This is a genomic window from Methanobacteriaceae archaeon, assembly GCA_013403005.1.
Classification (GTDB): Archaea; Methanobacteriota; Methanobacteria; order Methanobacteriales; family Methanobacteriaceae; genus Methanobacterium.
The window spans coordinates 65109-90451 of sequence record JACBOA010000008.1 but is presented as its reverse complement, the minus strand read 5'-3'; the positions used below and the strand labels follow the sequence as shown (position 1 = coordinate 90451).

Annotated in this window: 16 protein-coding genes; 11 read left to right on the top strand and 5 right to left on the bottom strand. The window is 37.7% G+C overall.

Features of this window, described 5'->3' with window-relative positions:
- Positions 1-594: 594 nt before the first annotated feature.
- Positions 595-2292, bottom strand: a complete 1698-nt coding sequence (locus HVN35_07565) for a UvrD-helicase domain-containing protein (GenBank protein NYB52396.1) — start codon at positions 2290-2292, stop codon at positions 595-597.
- A gap of 308 nt (positions 2293-2600) precedes the next feature.
- Here HVN35_07565 and HVN35_07560 point away from each other — a divergent pair, with 308 nt between their 5' ends.
- The 4 genes from HVN35_07560 (at position 2601) to HVN35_07545 (ending at position 5230) form a co-directional block, all read left to right on the top strand.
- Entirely contained in the window at positions 2601-3044 is a 444-nt protein-coding gene (locus tag HVN35_07560; GenBank protein ID NYB52395.1) for an Hsp20/alpha crystallin family protein, read from the top strand.
- A 344-nt stretch (positions 3045-3388) separates the two neighbouring features.
- The gene (locus HVN35_07555; protein ID NYB52394.1) at positions 3389-3931 is read left to right on the top strand and encodes a hypothetical protein; all 543 of its coding nucleotides are present in this window, start codon (positions 3389-3391) and stop codon (positions 3929-3931) included.
- A gap of 179 nt (positions 3932-4110) precedes the next feature.
- Entirely contained in the window at positions 4111-4425 is a 315-nt protein-coding gene (locus HVN35_07550; protein ID NYB52393.1) for a hypothetical protein, read from the top strand.
- A gap of 322 nt (positions 4426-4747) precedes the next feature.
- Entirely contained in the window at positions 4748-5230 is a 483-nt protein-coding gene (locus tag HVN35_07545) for a DUF488 domain-containing protein (GenBank protein NYB52392.1), read from the top strand.
- 48 nt (positions 5231-5278) lie between these two features.
- On the opposite strand, the gene HVN35_07540 is transcribed toward HVN35_07545, so the two are convergent.
- Together HVN35_07540 and HVN35_07535 are read right to left on the bottom strand one after the other, a co-directional pair.
- Complete coding sequence (locus HVN35_07540; protein ID NYB52391.1) at positions 5279-5692, bottom strand: DUF86 domain-containing protein; 414 nt, start codon at positions 5690-5692, stop codon at positions 5279-5281.
- On the bottom strand, positions 5682-6074 hold the full coding sequence (locus HVN35_07535) for a nucleotidyltransferase domain-containing protein (GenBank protein ID NYB52390.1): 393 nt from the start codon (positions 6072-6074) through the stop codon (positions 5682-5684). The genes HVN35_07540 and HVN35_07535 overlap by 11 nt, the downstream gene beginning before the upstream one ends.
- 316 nt (positions 6075-6390) lie before the next feature.
- Between HVN35_07535 and HVN35_07530 the strand changes: the two genes are divergently transcribed.
- Positions 6391-9207, top strand: coding sequence for a DEAD/DEAH box helicase (locus HVN35_07530; GenBank protein ID NYB52389.1), 2817 nt, complete (start codon positions 6391-6393; stop codon positions 9205-9207).
- A gap of 383 nt (positions 9208-9590) precedes the next feature.
- Here the strand turns inward: HVN35_07530 and HVN35_07525 are convergent, their stop codons facing one another.
- Entirely contained in the window at positions 9591-11969 is a 2379-nt protein-coding gene (locus HVN35_07525) for a hypothetical protein (GenBank protein ID NYB52388.1), read from the bottom strand.
- A 419-nt stretch (positions 11970-12388) separates the two neighbouring features.
- Between HVN35_07525 and HVN35_07520 the strand changes: the two genes are divergently transcribed.
- The 5 genes from HVN35_07520 to HVN35_07500 all read left to right on the top strand — a co-directional run bounded on the left by HVN35_07520 (position 12389) and on the right by HVN35_07500 (position 20978).
- Positions 12389-13147, top strand: coding sequence for an alpha/beta fold hydrolase (locus tag HVN35_07520; protein NYB52387.1), 759 nt, complete (start codon positions 12389-12391; stop codon positions 13145-13147).
- Between the two features lie 188 nt (positions 13148-13335).
- Positions 13336-14703 (top strand): MFS transporter, encoded by a 1368-nt coding sequence (locus HVN35_07515; protein NYB52386.1) that lies wholly within the window; start codon positions 13336-13338, stop codon positions 14701-14703.
- Between the two features lie 290 nt (positions 14704-14993).
- Positions 14994-16391, top strand: a complete 1398-nt coding sequence (locus tag HVN35_07510) for a right-handed parallel beta-helix repeat-containing protein (GenBank protein ID NYB52385.1) — start codon at positions 14994-14996, stop codon at positions 16389-16391.
- 203 nt (positions 16392-16594) lie between these two features.
- Positions 16595-17590 carry a magnesium transporter gene (locus HVN35_07505; protein NYB52384.1) on the top strand — a complete coding sequence of 332 codons (996 nt, stop codon included), beginning with the start codon at positions 16595-16597 and terminating at the stop codon, positions 17588-17590.
- A gap of 643 nt (positions 17591-18233) precedes the next feature.
- Positions 18234-20978, top strand: coding sequence for an HAD-IC family P-type ATPase (locus HVN35_07500; GenBank protein ID NYB52383.1), 2745 nt, complete (start codon positions 18234-18236; stop codon positions 20976-20978).
- A gap of 167 nt (positions 20979-21145) precedes the next feature.
- Here HVN35_07500 and HVN35_07495 read toward each other — a convergent pair whose 3' ends face one another.
- Positions 21146-22729 (bottom strand): hypothetical protein, encoded by a 1584-nt coding sequence (locus HVN35_07495; protein ID NYB52382.1) that lies wholly within the window; start codon positions 22727-22729, stop codon positions 21146-21148.
- A 1633-nt stretch (positions 22730-24362) separates the two neighbouring features.
- Between HVN35_07495 and HVN35_07490 the strand changes: the two genes are divergently transcribed.
- Positions 24363-25037: an MFS transporter gene (locus tag HVN35_07490; protein ID NYB52381.1), complete on the top strand. Its 675-nt coding sequence runs from the start codon at positions 24363-24365 to the stop codon at positions 25035-25037.
- Positions 25038-25343 lie beyond the last annotated feature (306 nt).

The window sequence follows — 25343 nt, the reverse complement described above, 5'->3', positions numbered from 1 at the left end:
AATTTATTTTTATGGGGCTTTGTTGAGTTACACTAGGTTGCAACATCATAACATATAAAGGTATGGAATTTTACTGAAAAAAAGGACAAGTAGAGAGGGATTTTTTAGATTTAAGACTCATTTCAGGCTTATTCTAAAAACAGATAGGGGATTAGCTGCACTGGTTACTATTTTTAGTAAACGAGCTCATATCAGAACCATTTTACCTTAAATAAGCCTTTTTATTTTGATTCTCTCAGCCCGATACTTGGCTATAATCCATGTGAAAATAGAATAATGGAGGTTTATAACTATAAAGATTTATAAATGAACCTTTCAGAACAAAATAACGTTTTATAATAGGTAATCTAATTTGATGGATTTTAAGGTCTTTTTCTAAAAAATAACATATATTGGATATTATCAGGTTGAAATAATTATTTTTATTATACAAAATGGTATTTATCATAAAAAAATGGTTTTTTAAAAAATCTCATTAAAAAATTAAACTGATAATAATGAAATTTATCAGGGTATTAGCTTGAATGTTTAAAAAAATATTTTTCCTTGTTTTTAATCAAATGTGAATAAGATTCTCTTATTGCCTTGTAATAATTAATTATTTCCATGTTTTTCCCCAAAATCTCTGTATCGTTCATTACAGTTTAAAACTATCAAATTCTTTAGAGTTCGGGTTATTGCAGTGTAAACCACGGCATCAAGATTTTTATTACCACCACTCCAGTGTTCAGGTATTAAAAGAATAACATTGGGTGATTCCCAACCTTTAAACTGGTGAATGGTGCTTAATTTGAGGCGTTCATCATTAACACTCGATATTTTTTTACTACGATACTGGGAGTTCTTCTGGGTGATGAATACATGGTCACATGGGATGTCTTTTTGGTGAAAGAATTCCACCAAGTCTTTCCCCAGTTTATTTTTGGGAAGCAGTATCACTATATCTGATGGTTTAAATTCCTTTGAAAGATTATTATTCTGATAAAAACTCTTGTAAGCTTCATAAACTTTGCTGAGGGAATTTTTGGTCTTAATGTTTTCCCATCTGAAAAAAGAACTATTATCATTTAAAAGTAGGGTCTGTGCATAGTCAAATTCCACTGAAGATGATAAATCGAACTTTTCACTGAATTTTTTTGCCAGTTCTGCTATTTCGCGTGGTAATCTGTGTATAGTGTTAAGTTCTGCCCACCGGCCACGGAACTGGACATTTTCCATCTTTCCATCTATCCAGGATAACTCTCTACCATATATATTCTGTTTCTCATCACAAACCAGGAAAAGTTCGTTACGTTCTTTTAAGAACGGGCATAAGAAGTTATACCATTGCCAGCTGTAATCCTGTCCTTCATCAATTAATATGGCATCATATTTGAATTTATCCAGGTTTTCATTGGCTAGAGCTTTTGTTAGCACCGGTACCATATCATGGATATTGGTGGGTGCAGCGAGATGAAATTCATTTAAGAGGTCTTTGCAGAACCCATGAAAATGTCTGAAGGTTATATTGGACCATTCAAAATTATAGGGAGTTTTTTCTATCATTTTCTTGATAAAATGCCATAAATTCCGGTTGTAGGTTATTACCAATACTTTTTGATTCTGCATAGCCAGCCGCGCTGCTCGGTAGGCTAATACAAGTGTTTTTCCACTTCCTGCAGCTCCTCGTAGTCTGCGGTGCCCTGGTTGAGGTATAGAGAGATGTTTCTGTTGTCTGGTCAGCTGGATGCCAGTTCTTTTACCAGGGTGATATGGGGGTTTGAGCCATTTTTCAAGTTTCAATCCCCACTCAGGATTCATGTAGATGTCCTTTTTAAAATCATATCCTGGAACAACCAGATATAAACTTTCCTCATCTAGATCATCATATCCCACCACCGTTAGGTAAGGGTATTGTTCGTATTCTATCTGAGCCTGGTAACTGTCCATGTGGTGCAGGTAAATCCCTGTTTTGAAGAGTGCAAATCTTTTTGTATCTTCATCTATTTTTTCACTGATTTCAGGCACTAGCTCCTGGATCAATTTATTCCGGTAGTAGTCAAGCTGTTTTTTATTAGCTTCAGGTGTGCAACCCTGATAAGTCTTATCCATTATCTGGTAGATCATTACACCACCCTCTGGGTTTAAAAGAAGTAAGTCCGGATGGGATCCGTTAAAAAAGGGTCGGTGAAATATTTTCCAGTAATCAGGCAAATATTTGTCTAAATAAGATATGAATATTTGTTCTGCTTCCCTTAAAGGCCCATTTGATCCATCCAGTTTTTCCCATGATGGAGACAACCTTCCTTCCAATTAAAATCCTCCAGTTTTTTACTTGATCTCATGAAAAATGTTGATTTAATACAATATATACATAACTTTAATATAAAAATTATTACTATTAGGTATAAAAATGGGGGTATGGAAAAATGTTAGAGAATAATCAAAAAAAGAAAAAAATTAGATGAAAAAAATAAGTACACTAATTAACATAACACAATAGCGATGTTAAGCTATATGCATGCAAAGTGTACATCGCTATACATTGTTTATATTAAGTTTTTAGGTGCGATGTATCCTGTATGATACAAATAGGATAAATATATTGGGGGAATAAAAAAATGGAAGAGAAGAAAAAAGGTGTAGATGCAATGTTTAATGATATGATTCAGACCATTAAGGAAAAACAACTGGATCTGGACAATGCCATAGCCGAGTATACTGGTGGACCAGTTAAACCAGCCATGGATGTCATGGAAACTGAGGATGATATTACTGTCAAAACCGATCTACCTGGTTTTAAACGTGAAGACATAAAAATCGATCTTACAGAAGACACACTGGAAATTAAAGCAGAATTTTCTGAAGAAAAAGAGGAAGAAGGTGAAGAAGAGGGAGTAACCTTCCACAGGAAAGAACGAAGATTCGGAAAAGCAGCTAGAACTTACATACTCCCAGCCAAGGTGAAAATCGATGAAGTAACTGCTAAATTTAAAGACGGGGTACTCACAGTGAACATGCCAAAACTAGAGAAAAAGGAAACATTTGAAGTTAAAATCGATTAAAAAAAAAAAAACCTGATATTACTTAAAGAATATTTACAGGGAGAAAATCCCCTCTTTTTTTATTTTTATTCAAGTTTATATGGGTTTATTTTAAATATTTACATACTACTTCACTAATATTGTTTCAATTCGATTAGTCTTTAATGGTGTTTTGGGTAGTTAAAATTACATTATCATTTTTATAGATTCTTGATTAAATGATTTAATCAATAGGTGTTACGATAGAATTAAACCATTCTCTCTGATAGTTGAGTTAATTATTGTTTATACATTCAAAGGAGTACTAAAAGCAATGCCAGCACATCTAATGATTATAATACCTTTATGTTAACATATAATATTTCATGAAATCCGTATCAACTAATTCCTTAGAACTCCTGAAAAAAGGAGAGCTACTACCTCACCTTCAGCAGAGTATCTGTCAAGCAGCTAAGAGCATTTTTATAGTTGGACCTTGGATTGATGCATATTTTGTAGGTAAAATCATTGATTCAATAGAAGATGAGAATATTAACCTGTCTTTTATGGTCCGTATGGAGGAAGATAATAGTATTGATTCCAGAACACTATCTGCACTGAACTTGGCTCGTAAAAATTCTGTAAATTTCCAGGCTAAAACACTCCAAAACTTGCATTTTAAGATCATACTCATAGATAATGATATTTTTTATATGGGCAGCACTAACTGGTACTACTACAGCCTCCACAAGTCATTGGAATTGACCTTAACTGGTAAAACATCCATTATACCTAAAATAAATTCAGAAATGGAATATTACTGGGAAAATGGCACCTTATTAACTGATGATGATCTAAAAGGCCACAACGATACAGAACCAATCCAAAAAGACATTTGGACTGTAAAGAAGAAACCGTTCAAATGTTAGAAACATTTTTAAAACCAATAATCAAACATTAATTGGAAAAATTTCATTTTTAACCTGTAAAAAAGAGTATATAAATGATAAAAAGTATTATAAACTGATAAATGCATACAAAATTTAATAGTATTAATTTATTTGAAATAGTAATAAAAATATTCTAATGATTTTAAGAGGGATTAGTGATGAGTGATTGGATTGAAGTAAAAAGGGATGAGGGAGAGATGGAAAAACCTGCCTTCTGGGAACCTGAAGCAGTTGGGGAAACCTTGCAAGGAACGTACATTGACTTTGAAGAAAATGTGGGTCAGTTTAAAAGCAATCTTTACACCATCAAAGCGGAAGATGGAGAAATGAAGATCTGGGGTTCCAAGGTCCTGGATGATTTAATGAAAAAGGTGGAGCTGGGCTGGGAGGTAAGAATAACCTACAATGGTAAACAGCCCTCTAAGAGTGGTAAAAAATTCTGGAAAGATTTTAAGGTAGAATACCGGGAATGAAATTAAATTTTGCCATTACTTTCACCAGCATACAAGTTTTAATTTTTTTTTGCTAGTGTTTATAAACGCCACTGCAGGTTTATTACAAATTTATATTCTGCATCAGTGGCTTTTTGTTTAATTAGCATGGACATCATATTTTTTTAACCAGTAGTATAGTCTGGATTTCGCTATTGAGCACCATTTAAACCAGTGAAACAGTCCATATATATGTATTGGGTATCATGAATCCGTCAATTTCTCTTAAAGCATGTCTAAGGATTTTTTTGGAGTTTTCATCTACCTGTAACTATAATTAACTGGAAGCTTCCAATAGGAGATTATGAATAATCAAGTGTTTACCATAGGCCACAGTAACCATAAGTTCTCCGTATTCTCGGAATTAATCCAAAAACAAGAGGTAAATATGGTTGTGGATGTTCGCACCAGTCCCTACAGTAAATATTCACCCCACTTTAACAGAAAGCCTTTAGAAAAAGCATTGAAGCAGTTTAATATTAAATACCTTTATCTGGGCAATAAGATTGGTGGAAAACCCAGGGATAAGAAATTTTATCATGATGATAAATTAATCTACCACCGTTTGGAAGCAGATAACAACTATCAAGAAGGTTTAAAAGAACTTTTAAATTCTGCCAAAAATTACAGGGTGGTTTTAATGTGCAGTGAAGAGGATCCTTACCATTGTCATCGCCACCACCTTATAGCCCAGTCACTCAAAAAACATGGTTTTCAGATAACTCATATAAGGGGAAATGGAGAATTAGAAAAGGTTGAAAATGATTATCAAACCCATCTGATATAAATGGGCATATATGAACCTGATTGAACAAGTAAATCAGTTAACTTGAATTTAATTTATATAACCTAATATCTGCACAATAAAATCATTGAAATCATTAGTTTCAATTTTCATTATCTTAAAAAGTTTTATTTTATCCATATCTGCATAACGGAAAACTAAAAGATTCCTGAAACTGGCCATAGCTTGCAGTTTCGCTGATAGTTCTTTGTTCAGAATATCATTTTCCTCTAAAACAATGAAAACATCCCTATAATCATTTGGACGCCTAAAACCCATGGTAGCGATGATATGGTTTGCAATATCAATACAACTTTCAATAGATTCCTGTAAGGCATGTTTAGATGCAAGTTGATTTCTGTAATCGAACTGCTCATAACCTTCGGATACTATTTTTGCAATCTCCGCCAAGTTCCTTTCAATTATGTCTATTCTAAGTTGGATTGATTCATTGTCAAATTCCATATCTTTCCAACCTTTTTTTATCATATTTTTCCATAACTGGCTTGAAATCTAAATATTCGTCCATTTTTCTCGTTTCAAAATTAATCCTGCATTTATCATCATTGGAGAAAAGGAGTTGACCATTATTCAACACCTGGTGAATAAAAACTAAGGATGCTGAGTTGATAACACGTATATCAACATTTTTTCCTAATTTTTTTTGCAATTCAAGCCCTATTTTACTTTCTAAAAGTGGATCATTAGTATGTTTAGACAGGTATACTGCTATATCAATGTCACTATCTTCCCTTTGCTCTCCTCGAGCCACCGACCCGTAAAGATAGGCAAATAAGATCATTGGATTTTTTTCCAGTTCCAGAGTAACTTGTTTGAGGATGTCCATAAGATCATTCCTTATTATATTTTATTTCTTTGCATATTTTAAATTATATCTGTATATTCTATTAGAATGCCGTGGGTAAATTTAAATTAAGGAATTTTTTAAAATATAAGACTGAAAATGCAATATCTGAAAAAATCATTGCTTTATTGAATATTAATAGAATAATAGGATTAATTATTTTGTAATAATAGCCTGAAGATAAAATGATTAAACTTTGAAGGAGAATTAGATAAATTTTTATAAAAAACCATAAGTATAGATTATTAGAATCAGAAAGGATGGAGGATTAATAAGAAAAAGCATGATTAAGAATCAGATGTTGGAAAAAGTTCTAAAAAACCTGGAAGGTAACCGTGCTTTCAGCCGTAAAGTGGAACATATTGAAACCCTCAATAAGAGAAAAGCAGAGTACGGTGAAGTGAAGGACCTACCTTCATCCATCCAGAAATATCTGGATGACAGCCGTATTAGACTCTACCAGCACCAGGTGGAGGCCACCCGGCTCATCCGTAAGGGCGAAAATGTTTTAATCACCACTCCCACTGCATCTGGAAAAACACTTGCTTTTAACCTTCCCATATTGGAAACCCTTTACCATGATGAGGAAGCCACTGCCCTTTACATTTACCCGGCCAAGGCACTGGCCAATGACCAGCTGAACGTGTTAAAACATCTGGAATCATCTTGTAATCTTGATTTAAAGCCTAATATCTATGACGGGGACACACCAAAAAATATTCGTCCCTGGATTAAAGAAAATTCCCGTATAATTCTCACTAACCCTTACATGTTACACCTGATCCTGGGATGGCATCAGCAGTGGAACCGCTTCTACAAAAATCTGAAGTACGTGGTGATTGACGAAGCACACCACTACAGGGGTGTATTCGGCTCCAATGTAGCCTACTTAATTAGAAGATTGAGGCGTATCTGTAACCATTATGGCAGTTATCCTCAGTTCATTCTCTCATCAGCCACCCTGGCCAATCCAGATGAATTCAGCCGTAAACTGGTGGGTATGGAGTTTTCTCAGGTTAATAAAGACACTTCACCCAGTGGGAAGAAGCATTTCGTTTTTTACAATCCCTTTGCCAAGTGGGGTGATCTGTCCACCCACCAGGAAACCAGCCAACTATTTCAGTTAATGGTCTTAAATGGATTGCAAACATTGTGTTTCACTGTCAGCCGTAAGATGGCTGAACTTGTAGCCATGTGGGCTAAACGCGAGTTGAATGAAACCAAACCTGAACTGGTGAACCGTATAACAGCCTACCGGTCGGGTTACCTGGCCCAGGAGCGGAGAAACATCGAAAAGGGTCTTAAAAATGGAGATCTGGTGGGTGTGACCTGCACCAATGCCCTGGAGTTAGGGGTGGATATTGGTAGCCTGGATTGTGTGATTATCAGTGGCTATCCTGGAACCATGATCAGCACCTGGCAGCAGGCAGGACGTGCAGGACGGGCTGAGAACGAGTCCCTGGTAATTATGGTGGCCTTTGAAAATGCCCTGGACCAGTACCTTATGAAACATCCCGAATTCCTTTTCCATAAATCACATGAGAATGCAGTTATTGACCTGGAAAACAAGAAAATAGCCATGGGACATCTTTTATGTTCCATGAAGGAACTTCCCTTAACTGTTGATGACTTTGAGAAAAACTTCCCGGCAGATTATGATATGTGGGATGTTTTAAGGAAAAACATGATGGTAAAAGAAGGTTTACTGGGACTGACCTATGTGGGGCGTAAAGATCCGGCATTAAGTATCAGCCTGGACCAGATCACCAGTGACCACTTTAAAGTATTCCATAAAAAAAAGTTAATGGAAACCATGGACCGGCAGCATGCCTACAGTGAAGCCCATGAAGGAGCCGTGCTCATCAACCAGGGTGAAACCTATATTGTGGATGAGTTTAACCTCAAAAAAAGGATAATTAAGGTTAAAAAGATGGATGTGGATTACCATACTCAGGCCCTGAGAAATGTGGATGTTTCCATTGAGAAGGAGATGGAAACCCGGGATATTGGTAATTTCAGGGTTTCTTTTGGTGAGGTGAAGGTTACCCAAGACTTCTATAAATACAAGGTGATGATTTATGGTAAAACCTTATCTACTCATGAACTGGATTTACCACCTTTGAAATATCATACCAGGGGTTTATGGTTCACCTTGCCGGGTGTGGTGGCGGATATGCTGGAAAACATCTACCCCCAGAAAGATTCCTATGCTGGGAGTCTGCACGGTGCAGAGCATGCTCTTATAAGCATGTTCCCCTTACTGGTACTATGCGACCGTTTTGATATAGGAGGACTGTCCACCAATTACCATCCAGAAACAGGTAAAGCTACCATATTTATCTACGATGCCTATGAAGGAGGAATAGGTTTAGCAGAGAAGGCAGTTGAAGTCATGGAGAAACTGGTGGAGGTTACCAGGGACATGGTTAAAGAATGCCAGTGCATTAAGGGCTGCCCTACCTGTATTTACTCACCTAAATGTGGAAATGATAACAAGCCACTCCATAAAAAAGGGACTATCTTCATTTTAGAGGCTGTAATGAAGATGATGAAGGGTGAAAGTGTAGATTTGCCAGGTGATGTAAATCTTAATCATCTTAAAAGCACATCCGTCCCTTTAAAAAGAGGCAGTGTAGGTGCTGAAGGTTACTGTGAATTTGAAAACCCGGAGAATCTCACCCGGAAGGGTGAAGCATTCTACTTTAATGGCAACTTAAAACAAGCTTTAGATTGTTTCCAGAAAGCTTTGAACATGGATGAAAATAACCTCTCTGCCATAAAGTATCAGGGGATAATTTTGAAAAAACTGGGAAAACACAAAGAGGCCATCCGTAACTTTAAGAAAGTCCTTCAAAAAAGAGAAGATGATGCTGAAGCCCTTTATTATCTGGCTGTTTCATTATACCAAACCGGTGACTATGAGAGGAGTAAAGAAATTTCTGAAAAACTCATCAAGATAAGGTCAGACTGGGATGACGCCTGGCAGATCCTGGGCCTGACATACCATAAACTGGGTGATAAAGAAAAATCTATTGAAGCCTATGGAAAGGCTCTGAACATCAATCCACTTAATCAAGATGCTGCAGATAATATGAAAAAGCTTTTAGAAGATTAAATGGACACTTTAATCGTACATTTCTAATTTTCAATGATTAAGATAGTTCTATTTAAATTTTCCCTGTACTTCCAAACCCATTAGCTTAGCTGGGGTATTCCATTTTATACGGAATCAGGAGCATATTTTCATTGTTTCCCAAAGGATACTAAACCAAGTGAAACCTTCAATTTGAAGAGGGAACCCATATTCAAGCTTTAAGGATACTTCTAAATGGGATATGATATATTTTAAAGCATACAATTTCCATAAAGAACATTAAACTAGAATAAAATTTTAATTTGAATAAATAAAAAACTTGGAAGGATAGAAAGCCTCTTAGAAAATGGTTACTCCAAATCATATAAAAAAAATTGGGGAAAGGAGGAGTTTCAACCTCCCTTTTATTTTTTCCCATGCACAGCCATCCCACTTAAAACCATGAAGATAGCAAGGATTAACCCGGCGATAGGTGTGCCGGTGCTTTGCATTCCAATGGTCCGGGTGGTGCTGGCTGCACTAGCAGCACTGGCTGTGGATTGAATAACAACTGCAGAATACAATACTTGGAAGTCCAGGGTTGCTGAGGTTAATGCTTCTCCTGCTGCTTCATCACCACGGAGTATGGCAGTTGCTATGCCGTTAAGGGTGTTGACTGTGATGGATTTACTGCCCACATTACCCAGATTGGTGGTGAAGGTTACCGGTGTTCCGTCTGGCAGGTGACCTAGTGATGGGTCGTGAAATACTCCCCATGAATCGTATCTGAAGTCAGCTGTCAGGGTGGAAGTGGCACCCTGCAGGATGGTAGTTGGATTAGCACCGTAGTTCATTACCAGCCAGGGGTTTGAGTTCTTCTCTGGTACATTAACGAGGCTAGATGGGTCTGGACCGGCATTGGAACCCCACCAGTTGTACAGGGCATTGGTTGTAGCTTGTTCTGGCCTGTTGTAAATGTTGGAAGCAGTTGGTGCGGTGTTAGCTATTATGCGGTTGAAATTTAGAACCAGCGGTCCGTTCCAGTTATAAGCTGCACCTCCACTGTCAGTTGCTTTGTTTCCTGAAATCAGGCTGTTTATAACAGTTAAGGTTGGATTAATACTGTATTTGTCGACAATATCAGAAAAAATTGCCCCTCCATAACATGCAGTGTTTCCTGTGAACTGGCAGTCTGTAAATAACACGTTGCGGTAGTTTTCGTTGTAAATAGCTCCACCAACATTACCAGCGAAGTTATTCTCAAACACCGTGTTTTTAACTGTTAAAACACCGTCGTTGTAGTTTACTATGGCCCCACCAACGGATAATTTAGCCTGATTCCCACTGATGATGCAGTTTTCAATGGTCAGATCACAGTAGTTCTGTATGGCACCGTCATTTCCAATGTTATTTTCAATCCGACTGTTTTTTATGTTAATGATGCTGGTTTGATCATCACGGAAGTCCATAGCAGAAGCGTAAAAAGCTGTGTTACTGTTTATTTGGGAGTTGAGTATGTTCATTGTTCCATGATCACTGTATATTGCTCCAGCACTTAACAGTGCACGGTTAGAGTTCAGTAGGCAGTTATCAATTGAAACACTACCATAATAGTTATAGATTCCTCCACCATTAGCCGCTGTGTTACTGGTAACCTCACAGTTTACCATGTTCAGGGTTCCAGTGTTGTAGATACCGCCACCCAGATAATTACCAGTGGCTGTGTTTCCTGTGATTAAACAGTTGATGAGCTGTGTTGGTTGTGCTGCGGTTCCACCCTGGTTGTAGATCCCTGCACCGTTAGCATTAGCTGTTCCCCCAGTTATGGTCAAATATTGAAGTTTTACATTGTTAGCCCCCATTAGTACTTCCACAAGTCTATCCGTCGCCGGTACATCAATAGTCACGTCATCAATGTGACAGTCACTTCCATAATCACTGACACCTAGAAATCCAATCCTCACATTATTCATCCCGAAGCCAGTGTAACTGGATAGGTCTACATTATGTTTCTTCCAGCCTGTTGATCCATCAAATCTGGGGAAGGCGTTTCCTACATTAGTCCAAGTGTTTCCCCCATCTGGGGAAACCTGCACCTGAATTAGATCATTTGATGTAGAATAAAAAGTATCATGGTACATCCAGAATGATAGTTCTGCACTGCTTTTTCCACTTAAGTCCAGTCCAATGGTACGATATAACCGTGCAGAGGAGTGTTCATCTGCATTCCATGAGTTAAAGTATGCCAGTTTATCTCCACTGTGAGCAGGTTTACCACTGGGATAGTGTGTTCCTACGTTGGTTTGCCATTCTGGGACATTTCCACTAGTATAATAAACAGGTATGGTAGCCCATCCGAACGGTAACTTGGGTGTAGTGACGCTGTCAAAGTTTTCACTGAAGATAGTGGTGCTGGTTGTTGTACCGTTGGTTATGGTGAATCCCTGTACTGTGGAACCACTGCCCTGTGCAGTTATAGTTAATGTGCCATTGATTATGGTATTTGGACCCGTGGCAATGAGGTTGAGCATTTTGTTTAAAATGACATGTTCAGTGTAGATTCCAGGTTCCACTTGGATGGTGTCACCGTTTTGAGTGTCAGCATCGTCAATGGCTGCCTGAATGGTGGTGAAACTTTCACCAGTCCTGGTGTTGTAAGGGTCAGGCAGTGCAATTTTCTCAACAGGATCTGTTAAGTTGGTTTCATTTATTGCCGCGTTATCTGAATCCTCAGCAGAAACAGTGCCTAAGGCTGCCATGGTACAAAGCAGGGTTAAGAAAGCCAGTGTAATAATTTTTCTCACTCTCTTTTCACCTCCTTTATGCCGAATAACTAAAGATGATCATTAATAATTGTTCTTGATAAGCAATAAATCTTTCTAACCACATTACGTAATAAAAAAGATACAATTATAATTATGGCATATAAAACTGAATAAAAAAATATTTTCCTTAAAATTCTTTTTATGGAAAAATTACCCTTCTATTAAACCTATTACGTTGTAAAAAATATCTCCATGATAATAGGGAAATTAGAGAAAAATTTCCTGATTACTAGATGTTAATTTTATCTAAAAAATTTTGAATTCATTCTAAAATCATTCGAAAAAAATATCCAAAAAAATGGTTTAATATAATGTACCACCCCATAAGGGGTGCAATTTATAATTTTTAACTACCCTAATGTAATATCATGAATCGAATAAATTTAGAAGATTTAACTATGTACTACCAGGACCTGGGTGAGGGCTACCCGTTGATCCTGGTCCATGGCCTGGCCAGTGATCATACCGTGTGGGAAGGATTAACTCCATTACTTAGCAGAGATTACCATGTTTTTGCTGTAAATCTGCGGGGTCATGGCCAGTCCAGTAATACTCCAGGACCATACAGTATTGAATTATTCTCAGAGGATATCTACCGATTTTTAACATCCCTGGGCATTGAACAGGCACACTTCATGGGTCATTCCATGGGTGGTGCTGTATTGCAAGAACTCTCACTTCACTTTCCAGAGAAATTCCGTTCTTTAACTCTCATCTCCAGTTTTGCCCACGTAGATCCCCCAGTTCAGAAGGTATTTCTGAATCTTCAAAAAATACTCACTGAAGAAGGGTTTGAAGCTTTTTTTGATAGCTCTCTACAACTGGCTAACTCTCCCCAATTTCTAGATAGAAACCAGGAATTATTTTTAAAAATTAGAGATGAAATGGCTGAAACTATCTCCATTGATTCATTAAAAAATACTATTAAAGCCTGTTGCCAGGTTAATCTCATTGATTCGTTGAAAAATGTGGAAATCCCCACTCTGGTCATTGCTGGTGCAAAAGATCAGTTCATACCACCCAATCACAGTATCAGAATTAGTGAGAGGATTCCCCATTCAGAAATTAGAATAATACCTGATGCCAGTCATAACCTGCTGGTGGAATCGCCTATGGAAACCTATTCAATATTAAAGAACTTTTTAGACAGTTTATAAACAGCATATAAATTTATATTCAGTAATATAATAATCTAGCTAATTTGCAGTACTATAATTTTTAAATTTGACATTTTTATTTTTTAATCATTTAAGATTAATTCTTCCTAATTTTTCCAGATTTTAGCTTATTAGACAGTCTCTTTTTTTAGAAAATATCTTTAAACAGTAAATTCTAATTTGAGTTTATGGCTAGCAAGGTTGAAAACCGCATACTGCTACTGCTTTTGGTGGGTGTTTTCATGGGCTCCCTGGATATAGGGATTGTGGGCCCGGCACTACCTGCCATTGGAGTTGATTTTACAGTTTCTGATAGGTTTTTAAGCTGGGTTTTCACTATTTACATCCTGTTTTTCATGATCGGAACTCCTTTAATGGCCAAACTCTCAGATATATACGGCAGGAAAACCGTCTACCTGGTTAACATCTTACTCTTCTTGATTGGTTCTGTAATTACCATCAGCTCTTTATCATTTGAAATGGTTTTAATGGGAAGATCTATTCAGGGCGTGGGTGCTGGAGGCATATTTCCAGTGGCCAATGCTTTCATTGGAGACGCTTTTCCCCCAGAAAAAAGGGGCGGTGCCCTGGGCATATTAAGCTCAGTATGGGGTTTAACAGGTGTTTTAGGACCAATTTTAGGAGCTTTGCTCCTGGATTTCGGTTGGCAGTGGCTTTTTATCATTAATATACCTGTTTCCTTACTGGTTATTCTGGGTAGTCTCTATGTACTTCCAAGGGGTGAAAAAAATCCCAATATACAGTTTGATTGGAAGGGATTGATTATATTAGGGTTTATGGTTACTTTCCTAGCCTATGCCATTAACCAGATAGATACCAATAACTTTATGACCAGTTTTTTATCAATTTCAGTCTTACCTTTCCTCATTTTGAGCATTATTTTAATCCCCCTCCTCCTGAAGATGGAACTGAAAGCACAGGACCCTCTGATCCAAATTAATTTATTTCAAAGCAGGGAGGTTAAACTGCTTAGCTGTATAATGGTTGGAACTGGACTGGTGCAGGCTGCCACAGTCTTCGTGCCTGCATTTGTAATTGTGAGTTTTTCATTTAATGCTTCAGATGCCAGCTTAATGTTAATACCAGTGGTGCTTACCATGGCAGTGGGAGCACCCTTAATTGGCAGACTTTTAGATAAGTTTGGTTCTCGTATTATAATATTAATAGGTAGTTCAATCATGGCCTCTGGCCTCATATTCCTCAGCATCTTTTCCACTTCATTTGATGTATTTCTTTTTTCCAGTGTACTGGTGGGAGTGGGTATGAGCACTACCATAGGTTCTCCTCCCCGTTACATTATGCTGGTGGAAACCCCTCCTGAGGATAGGGCATCTGGTCAGGCACTTATTAACCTGATAACCAGTTTAGGACAGTTGATTGGAGGGGCTCTTATAGGGGCGGTTATAGGTTCTTATGCTGGTAGATTAATTGGATATGAATACACTTTTCTCATCATGGGGTTGGTGGCCTTTCTCATGACTTTATTATCTGTGGGGCTTAAAAGTAAACAAAAACAGTTGCAAAACAGTTATTAATCAACAATATTAATATAGAATGATATTTTCTTTTGGATTTGATGGTATCGGGAAATATTGGTGTCATCAGTAAACTATATTAAAAAAAACTGCATAATACTCTTATAGCAATAAATGTCAAATGGTTAAGGCAGTGGCAAAAAAATGTATGGAAATGAATCTCTGGGGAGGGGCTTACAACAGACTTTTATTTTTAAAAAATCACTTAAAACCTCTTTCATTGACAAATCGTTGATTTCATTAGTTTTGACATTTTTGCAGTTTACTAACTGTAAAAGGAGGTGAGAACTATGCAGAAACAGATGATACTGATCCTAACCACATTCCTGTTTGCAGTGATTATTGCTGGAACAACCTACGCCAATGGTTTAACAGATGTATATGTATCACCAGAAGGTGATGACGATACCGGTACAGGGCAAGCTTCTGATCCATTTCGAACTGTAGGAAAAGGTATTGACTCGATTAGTTCCGGTGGGACTGTTAACCTGGCACCTGGAACCTACGACCGCGGCGGTGGCGGTGTGACCAAGGATTATGGCATTGAAATCACCAAAGACGTTACCATACAGGGAGCAGGCAAAGACCTGACCTTCATTGATGCTAGAGGCTTAGACGGGATCTTCACCATTGCTAGTGGATGCAGTGTCATTCTTAAGGATTTAACCCTGATGAATGGTCAACCTCGTGGTAATGGTGGTGCGGTGAATGTGGCGAGTGGTTCAACACTAAATGCCATTAACTGTAAGTTCATTAAAAACAAAGCTACAAGTGGAGGAGCAATTTATAACCTTGGATCAACCACTGCAACCAACTGTTTATTCGAAAATAATGAGGCTGGATTTACTCAATCCGGAGGAGCAATCTACACAACTTGCGGTAGTGTTTTAACTGTCACTGGCAGCACTTTCACTGGAAACAAGGACAATGCCCAACATGGTGGTGCAATATTCGCTTCAGGATCTGTAACTTTAAAGATCATCGGTAATAACTTCATCAACAACATGGGAAATGCGATCTACATTATCTACTTAGAATATGCGCATTACAATATCAATGTCAACCGTATCGTGGCTAACACTCCCTACGGATTATACATTAGCAGAGAAAACCCCAATCAGGTTTTAGGACCTGCTGGAGGTGAAATTAAAATTGATGCCTCTAACAACTGGTGGGGTTCCAACAATGACCCTCGCACTGTAGATGGAACCATTTACGATCCTCAGAAATTCGCTGACACCACGAAATGGTTGGTTCTTGGAATTTCCGCATATCCCAACAGCGTACCTTTTGGTGGTACGTCCACAGTCACGGCTAATGTTATCTACAACAACCTGGGACAGGACACATCCAGCATCGGACACATACCAGACGGAACACCCATAACCATAACTACAGACATTGGTAATGTGGGTAGTAAATCTGTGGTTCGCTACACAGTAAACGGAATAGTAAGTACTATCTTCAGAGCCAATGATGGCTTGGGAATTGCAAATCTTAATGCCATACTGGATAACTTCATGACACCCCTACCTGCATTGGTGGAAGTTGCTGCTGGTTCAGTAGGTACAAAAGCTTCAGTTAGTGCAAAAACTATTGGTATGCAGGAAACTGGTACTGCTTTAATACCACTCTTACTGGGTTTACTGTTTGTAAGTATGGGAGCTTTCACTTCAAAGCAAAGATAAATCCCTTTTTTATTTTTTTTCTTTTAAAGTAATTTTTGTTGTATTAATACAACAATACTAGTTTTTTTAAAAAAAATGATTAGTAATTAACAATTCTTTTTGAAGTCTTTCCATAATGATTTAAATAGATAAATAATTATATTATGATAAACATTGAATGATCAGAGAGTGATAATATGGAATCACAGTCATCAAATATAGATATGGAATCTTATTCAGCTTACCCTCAGAAAACTGCTGGATCTAATATGGTAAGTAATATTCCAGTCTTCAATAGCCATGAAACCTTAGAATATATTGAGAATAGTGTGATAAGTGACTCATCTGGATATGCCAGTTTGGATTACATCTACCTTACTGATGAAAACCATATCCTGTTGGGTGTTTTATCCATTAAGAATCTACTAAAAATCAGGGACAAAAAAATCAAAGCTGAAGAATTAATGGATAAAGATATGATAACTGTTGATGTCAACACCTCTCAGGAAAAACTGGTTTATATGGCACTTTCTCATGGTTTGAAATCATTACCAGTAGTCAATGATAAAGGGGTGCTTTTAGGTGTGGTAGATTTTGATGCTATTCTTCGCATCTTTAACCATGAAGTGCAGAGTGATGTTTTTAATTTTGGAGGTATTTTTCACCGAGTAGGAGACGAATATACTTCCATTCATTCCTCTGCATTTCACATGATTAAATCCCGCCTTCCATGGTTAATTATAGGAGTTATTGGTGGAATATTAGCTGCATCCCTTATAGCTCAATTTGAGGAACTACTGGCCAGTTTCATTGCCCTGGCCAGTTTCATACCTGTGATGGTTTACATGAGTGATGCTGCAGGCACTCAGTCCGAAGCCCTTATCATTAGAAGCTTGGCCCTGGACACCAATTTAAGTTTTAAAAGCTATCTTTGGAGGGAAGTTCAAGTTTCACTGGTAATAGGATTGATTTCAGGAGCTTTTGCAGGATTACTGGCTCTTATAACACGGCAAAATATTATACTGGGTTTGATAATATTTCTGGCCATGTTTTTAAGTATTATAAGCTCTGTAGTGATAGCCACCTTATCTCCACAAATATTCCGTAAACTGAACTTTGATCCAGCTGTAGCCACAGGTCCATTGGCAACTATATTCAGTGATATAACCACTTTAGCCATTTACCTTGCTGTGGCCATGACTTTACTCCAAAGTACTTGATTAACCTATACATACAATTATTTTATTGTTGTATTAATATAACAAATTATAATTTAAACAATTAATCGATCCAAAAAAAATTTATGTACTTTATTTACATTCTAAAAACCCTCTGTACCTCCAACCCCTAATTATTTTAATATATCGTCATTTTTTGATCTATTCATTATCATTAATTCACTGATTCATCACCAATAAAATTCTAAATTATTATACATTTGAATTTATCATATGGTCTTAAATCACATGTCGGTAATTGATAATCCAGTTGATTATGAGTATCTACTGATGAATTACTCTGTTATATGCCATGCTTGTTTTGGTAAGGGTTCATTAGTATTAATGGAGTCTATTTCTTAACTTATAATCCTCATTCTAAAAAAAAGTGAACTCAATATTCATATAACACCCAAATCCAATAATTGACCTATTGAATTCCACAAAAGTAGGACAATTCCCCTTGAAAATACTTAATACCGGTATGTTTATTGATTATAACTTTGATATTTATAAGTGGAGCATCTATGTTATCCAGCATGAAAATAAGTTATGTGTAAATTAGTTTAAGAAATGTTCTCATTAAAATCAGGGTTATAATCTGATTTAAAATATAATTACCCGCTTGTATCTAAGAGGGGGAAAAATGTCTGATTCAAACAATGGAAATACTCATATTGGGGTAAAAGAAGAGGCATGGTATGCGTTAACTACTGAAGAAGTTGCTCAAAGGCTGAAGGTGGTTGTTGGAGAGGGACTCAGCTCTACTGAAGCAGCTCAACGTTTGAAAATTTATGGTGTTAACGTTCTGGAAGAGGAGAAAGAAAAACCAGCATGGAGAAAATGGTTGGAACAGTACAAGGCCTACATGCAGATCGTTCTGGTGATAGCTGCTATTGTGAGTCTTTTCATCGCCGAGTACCGGACCTTTTTACTCCTTCTAGTTTTAACCATCTTCATTGCTAACCTGGGATATCGGCAGGAAGCAAAGGCCTCTCAAAGTGTGGCAGCTCTTAACAAGATGATGAAAGTGGTTGCCAAGGTAAGGAGGGATAATCTGGTTACCCAGGTTGAGGCTGAGGAGATCGTTCCTGGTGATATAGTGATCCTGGATGCTGGAGACAGGGTTCCGGCTGATGGTCGGGTAATAAGTGCTGCTAACCTCCAGGTGGAAGAATCCGCCCTCACTGGAGAAAGCATGGCAGTAGAAAAAAACAGTGCTGTGATTAAACAAAAAAGTCCACCCCTGGGTGATCAGGTGAACATGGCCTTTATGAACACCAACGTGACCCGGGGCCATGGGGAGATCCTGGTAACAGAGACTGGTATGAATACTCAGGTGGGCAATATCGCCACCATGCTAAAGGAGCATAAGGAGGAAAAAACTCCACTAACCCAGCAAATAGACCGGGTTACCCTGTTCATCATAGGAATGGCAGTGCTCGCCTTTCTAACTATTGTCATAATTGGGCTTTCCCAGGGAGGATCTTTCAAAAATCTGTTTAACATCGGCATATCCCTGGCCATAGGCTCTATCCCCGATGCCCTGCCTGCAGTTGTAACCAGTATTCTGGCCATGGGCATGATGGCCATGGCCAAGAAAAACGCTATTATCAAGAATATGCCCGCAGTGGAAACCCTGGGATCCACCTCAGCAATCAACTCAGATAAGACCGGAACTCTCACCATGAACCAGATGACAGTAAAGGTCATTTCAACAGTAAAACACCGTTATACAGTTTCAGGAGAAGGTTACAGTTTCCAGGGAAAGATACAGAGAATTGAAGGTGATGAAAAAGAAAACCTGGATAAGGTTCTCTTTCCATGTGCTCTGTGTATTGACACTGATATCCAAGATGGAAAGGTGGTGGGTGATCCCACTGAGGCAGCTCTCTATGTACTGGCTGAAAAGGGTGGTTTGAATGTTCAGGAATTCCGTAAGAATAATCCACGCATAGCCAGCATTCCCTTTGATTCCGATTATAAATTCATGGCCACCTTTCATTCTATGAAAAATTCCACTGGAGAGCCAGTGGTAAGGGCATACATTAAGGGTGCTCCAGATGTAATTCTTGAAAGGTCTGCATACGGGCTGATGCCTGATGGAACAGCTAAAAAGTTAAGTGCTGATGATAAAGGGAAGGTTTTAGATGAGAATGAACGTATAGCAAGAGAGGGGCTGCGTGTTCTTGCATTAGCAGAGAAAGATTTTGATGCAGAGTCATTTGACCCTGATTCTGACCTGATGACTTTAATGGAAAACCTGATAATCACTGCACTTATAGGCGAAGTTGACCCACCCCGTCCGGAAGCAAAAGAGGCAATTAGAAAGGCCAAAGAAGCTGGAGTTCGGGTGAGGATGATCACTGGTGATCATGCAGTCACAGCTCAGGCTATTGGTCGTGAGCTTGGTATTGAAGGAAAAGCAGTTACTGGTAGTGAATTTGCATCAATGAGTGATGAGGAAGCTGAAAAAGAGATTGATGACATTGGAGTTCTGGCACGGGTGGCACCTGAACATAAGGTTCGTCTGGTAAAGGTGCTTAAGAAGAAGGGTAATATTGTGGCTATGACTGGTGATGGGGTGAACGATGCTCCCTCGATAAAGGCAGCTGATATCGGTATTGCCATGGGCATTACCGGTACTGATGTGGCCAAGGGAGCTGCCAAGATGATCCTGGTGGATGATAACTTCGCAACCATTGTCACTGCCATTGAAGAAGGTCGAAAGATTTATGATAACCTGCAGAAATTCCTCAGGATCCAGATTGCCAACATGTTCATGTTCATCATAGCCTTCCTGGGTGCATCCATATTCTCAGTGGTGGGCACTGCCCTTTACACCCCAGGACAGGTATTATGGATTCACATGCTGGTGGTTGCACCCATTGGGATAATGTTTGGAATGGACATGGCCTCACCAGGGATTATGACCCGCAAACCTCGAAAACATGACGAGGGTATCATCTCCAAAGGCATGTATATTAGGCTGTTTATGGCTGGTGTTTACATGGCTCTCACCTCATTAATGGTTTATCACATAGGACGAGTGTCTTACGGCTCTGTGGAGGCAGGTCAGAGCATGGGCCTGGTATGCCTATCTCTCATGAACATCTTCCTGGCCCTGAACCTACGCTTCCCCTGGGACACCGCATTTCAGAGTGCCACTTTTTCCAATATCCGGCTACTTTACGCCTATCTCTGGATTATATTCGGTGCCATACTCATTACAGAAACCAGACTTTTCAATGAGCTTTTCGGCACGGTCCCCCTTGATGCCTACCAGTGGGGATTATGCCTAATTCCTGGAATATTACTGCTAATAATAGGAGAAATCTACAAGGGAATACTCAGATACAGGAGGAGTCCTTCATCTTTTACTCCAGAATAAGCAAATAATCTTTTATCTGATTGGAGTGAATTAAAGAATTTAGCCTTGTTAGCGAGTTCATTTCCACCTAAAAAAATTTATACAATTATAGAATAATCCCATGAAATTAAAAAAAAATATTGTAGAAATAAATACCCTAAAAAAAAGTAGGGGGATGGAATTTAAGGCTATATTTTCCCTTTCCTGGAGCTGAATAAACCAGCTAAAGTCATTAAAATGGCTAGAATTCCTGCTCCAAGTGGCAGGCCGGTTTTTTGCAAGGGCACGGTCCTGATTGTCGCTTTTGTGGTGGTTGCTGCTTTTGCGTATTGTTGGCTGCTGGTGTCTGAGGATGTAGCTGGCGTATTGACGACTGCACTGGCGATCATAGTGGCAGTGTTCAATCCCAGTGTACTGGTGGAGCTGAAACCGTAATTTATAATGAATTCACCAGCGCTTAGTGGCCTTTGGGTTACATAGAGGTAAGGGTCTCCCACCAACACATCTCCCATATTCCAAGTCAGGATCCTCGTAATTGAATCGTAACTCAAGGTTCCCTGATCAGCAGGATCAGTTCTGGCCATGAGAAATTCCATATTAGCTGGTATTGAGTAGGCGAATAGGATGTCTGTGCCTTTGCCTGGTCCATTGTTCCCTATTTTAAAGGTCACTACTACGTTTTGACCCACTATCAGGCTGACCGTGTTAAAAGATGGGTTTGCATAAAGATCTGCCTCTAACTGGACATTTATCTGGTGAGTTCCAATTTTTCCAAGGTTATCGTAGGCAGTTGCAGTGATGGTGTAGTCACCAGTTGGTAAATCCGTCGGATTCCAGTTGTAACTCCATCCATCAGCACCATTAGTATCTGAGTCAGTAGCTACAACATTATCAGCACTGTTTTTAACTTCAAAATCAACCCTAACCACCCCTACATCAGGATTGGTATTTGCAGTTATCTGAGGAATACTTTTTATCTTAGAACGGTCCGCTGGACTGGTTATGGTTACTGTTTGAACAGGCTCTGTTTGAGGAAAATAATCGAAGATTTCTGTTCCTCCAGCAAATATAACTTTGACGTGTTCTATGTTGTTTATGGTGATTACTGTAGCTGGGTTTCCGGTGGTGTAGATCAGGTTGTCTCCATTAAATAATGTGAATTCATTAAAGCCTTGGTTGATGGTTAATATGTCATAGCCTGGGCCGCCGTTGATGTTCGCTACATCGTTACCTTCAATAATAGAATAGGTGATCTCGTCATTTCCTGGTCCTGCTTCGACAGTTGTCTGGTCATCACCTAAACCGGGATCTACTTTTATTTGGTCGTTGCCATCGCCACCTAATACTGAAATAACATCATTTCCATCGTCACCAACTGTTACCAGTACGTCGTCACCAGGTCCTCCGTTTTGTTTGATCTGGTCGTAGCCATCGCCACCCTGAAGATTTATTACATCGTTTCCATTTCCACCGTCTTGTGTGATCTGATCATCACCAAAGCCTCCCTTTATGCTTATTTGGTCGTTGCCGTCACCACCGTTCTGGTTGATCTGGTCGTTTCCATCACCTCCGGCTATAAATAATGTGTCATCACCACCAAGCCCATCCTGGCTTATAGTATCATCGTTGGGTGTGCCAAGTTCGATATCTGTGTCATCGCCTGGTGTCCCAACCCAGTTTATGTTATCAGCACTAACCGGACCCAGGCCCAGGATTATAACTGTTGATAGGAGTAATAATCCGAATATGAAAGTTTTTATTTGGGGTTTCATTTTTCTCACCTCCTTTTATAGTTGATAGTTGTCAAAAAGAAGCGTAACAAGGTTTCCTATGAGCCTATTAAATTAAGGAATCAATAAAGACTTGGAATTCCAATATTTAGGGGATGTAAATCTATTGGGGATTGAATAAAATTTGCAAACAATCTCTGCCATAATTTCTCATTTTTTTGGTGAAAAAACCATAACTAACGAATTTCAAATTTTGATAAACACTCAACACCCATTAAATTTACAGTCCAATTATTTGTATAAACATTTTATTTTGATTTTCAGAAATAAAAATATTGTTATTACAGGTGTTGAAAATATTAAGTTTACTATTAATAGTAGTCTTTTGAACAAAAAAAAATCCCAAAAAGACAATTGATATATGACAACCATAAAGATCAAAAAAAAGCTAGGATAAAATTATAGGGTAAAGGGTGCTGGTTAATCCATGTTAATGAAGGTTAGGGTGAAAAGACTAAGAAAGCAAGTTAAATAAGTCGGCAATTACCAATAAGAGGTTTTTTATTCTTATTCTTTTTTATTCACATTCATATCGCCAACGGCAAAATAAAAAGTATAGATAAGGATTATCCTGCCAAATGAAAACAAGAAATTTAGAATTCATTTAGGTAGTTATCAATGAGGATTTATAATATTTACAATATTCACAGTTAACATTTGCCCGGCAATGACAGTTATATAAGTGAAATTATGGTTGGTTGCATGTTTAACAATTTATAGTATCTGTCTAAAACTCTCCCCAATCAATTTTGAGCCTGTAATCATTGATTATTTCCTAAAGTTAATGATTTTTAAGTTCCACGATAAGGTTTAATCTACAAACCCTCTATTTATAATTTTAATGATTTTAAAGACGATTTCAACACCTCAACCTTTATTAGACTTAGGATTATGACGATGAACCTGTTTAAAATGTATGATAACTGTTAGTAATGCAGAGAAGCCTATGATGGCTCCTATGATGTCTAATATCAAACCATGGTTAAATAATTTTTAGCAAAACATTTTTGATCACTATTAGTGTTTTATGTTACACTTGAAGTGTATGTCTAATTGGTATATAAAGTGCATCTAATCTATAGTTCCAAATCATTTATATCCTATTTAAGACGGTTTCACTCCAGTATGGTTTATTATTAGTTTTGAAGATTAGTTTATCGTTAATAGTATCGTATCTGGAAGATATTGTATAGAAATCTGGAAGAAAATGTACACCATTAAAAAGTAGCCAGAAGTTGGGGATAGGAACTCTAAAATAAACACCTGGATTGTTCCAAGCCCACCTACCAGCAAAGTGGAAGAGAGGGGGTTCAATGGTAAAATCCAAAGGTGGAACCCTAAATAGGCTCAGTCTTTCAAAGTGAAACTCACTGCCCATCTAATTTTAAAAAAAAACAAATGGAAATGTTTTTTTATCCGATCGTTAAATTTCATTGCAAAGGGAAGAATAAAGATAAGAGAGTTTTCATGAATTAATCTAAGGTTACAAGTTGGGGTACTCGAAAGAAAATCATAAAAATGTTCACCATAAAATAAATGATAATTAAAAGACCATCTTAGGGAAAAAATAATTAAAGTCATACGTTGCGTGATCTGCGATTGAGAGGATGATTATATGGGTTATTTGATCTGCGGTAAATGCAAGAGCTACTATAAACTTAAATCAGATGAATCTCCCGAAGATTTTGTTTTTGACTGTGAATGCGGTGGTAAATTAAGATACGTTGAAAATTTGGATATTATTGATCCAAACTGGAAACAAGTAGATATACAGAAAAAGCCTCCCATAATGGAGATTCTAAGGGAAAAAATCAAATCGATATTCACTCTACCTCATTTGAATATGAAAAAGCGGTGGGCGGATTTTTGGAATAAACTGCGTTACCGGTTATACCGATCTCATGATTGGCATCAAAATCAGGGCCCGTATTATGATATGGGTATGAACCCCCTGTATTCTCTTAAAAATGAGTTAAACCTGAGGAATATTCAATGGCCATTAGTTATACCCGCAGTAATAGCAATAACCCTAATATTAACATTCACTCCTGGTATAATGACATTATTGACATTTATATTGTTACTAGCTGTTGGATACTTTTTTAATAACCAGATTATAGGGGTTAAAAATGCTATAATTACTGGAGCTATTTCATTCTTCTTAGGAAGTCTTTTTACCGGATCATACCTTTTAATAATTCCTTTTACTCTATTGGGTGGTATTAATGGGGCTGTTTGTGGATGGATAGGAGGATACTTAAGAAAAATAAGATATCAAAGAGGTATTTAGATTTTGAACTTAGGAAAGTTAGTTTTTATTCATCGAATAAGATAGTTTTATTGAAGTTTTTTACAAAAATTCATCAGTTCGTTATATCAGGGTTTAGCGAAGTAAATTTATTAATGTTTCCTAAGATTTTTAATAATTGGAATTTAAGATACCACTGCAGGAAAAAAATAATAGAAATTATCATATCTGGATCAATTGGGGTATATGTAATAATCTATTTACAGTATTTTCGAATATTTTCATTTTTGATTCATGGCAATTTTTACAGATCTTATTTGCCAAAAAATTTGGGTGAACCCATACACA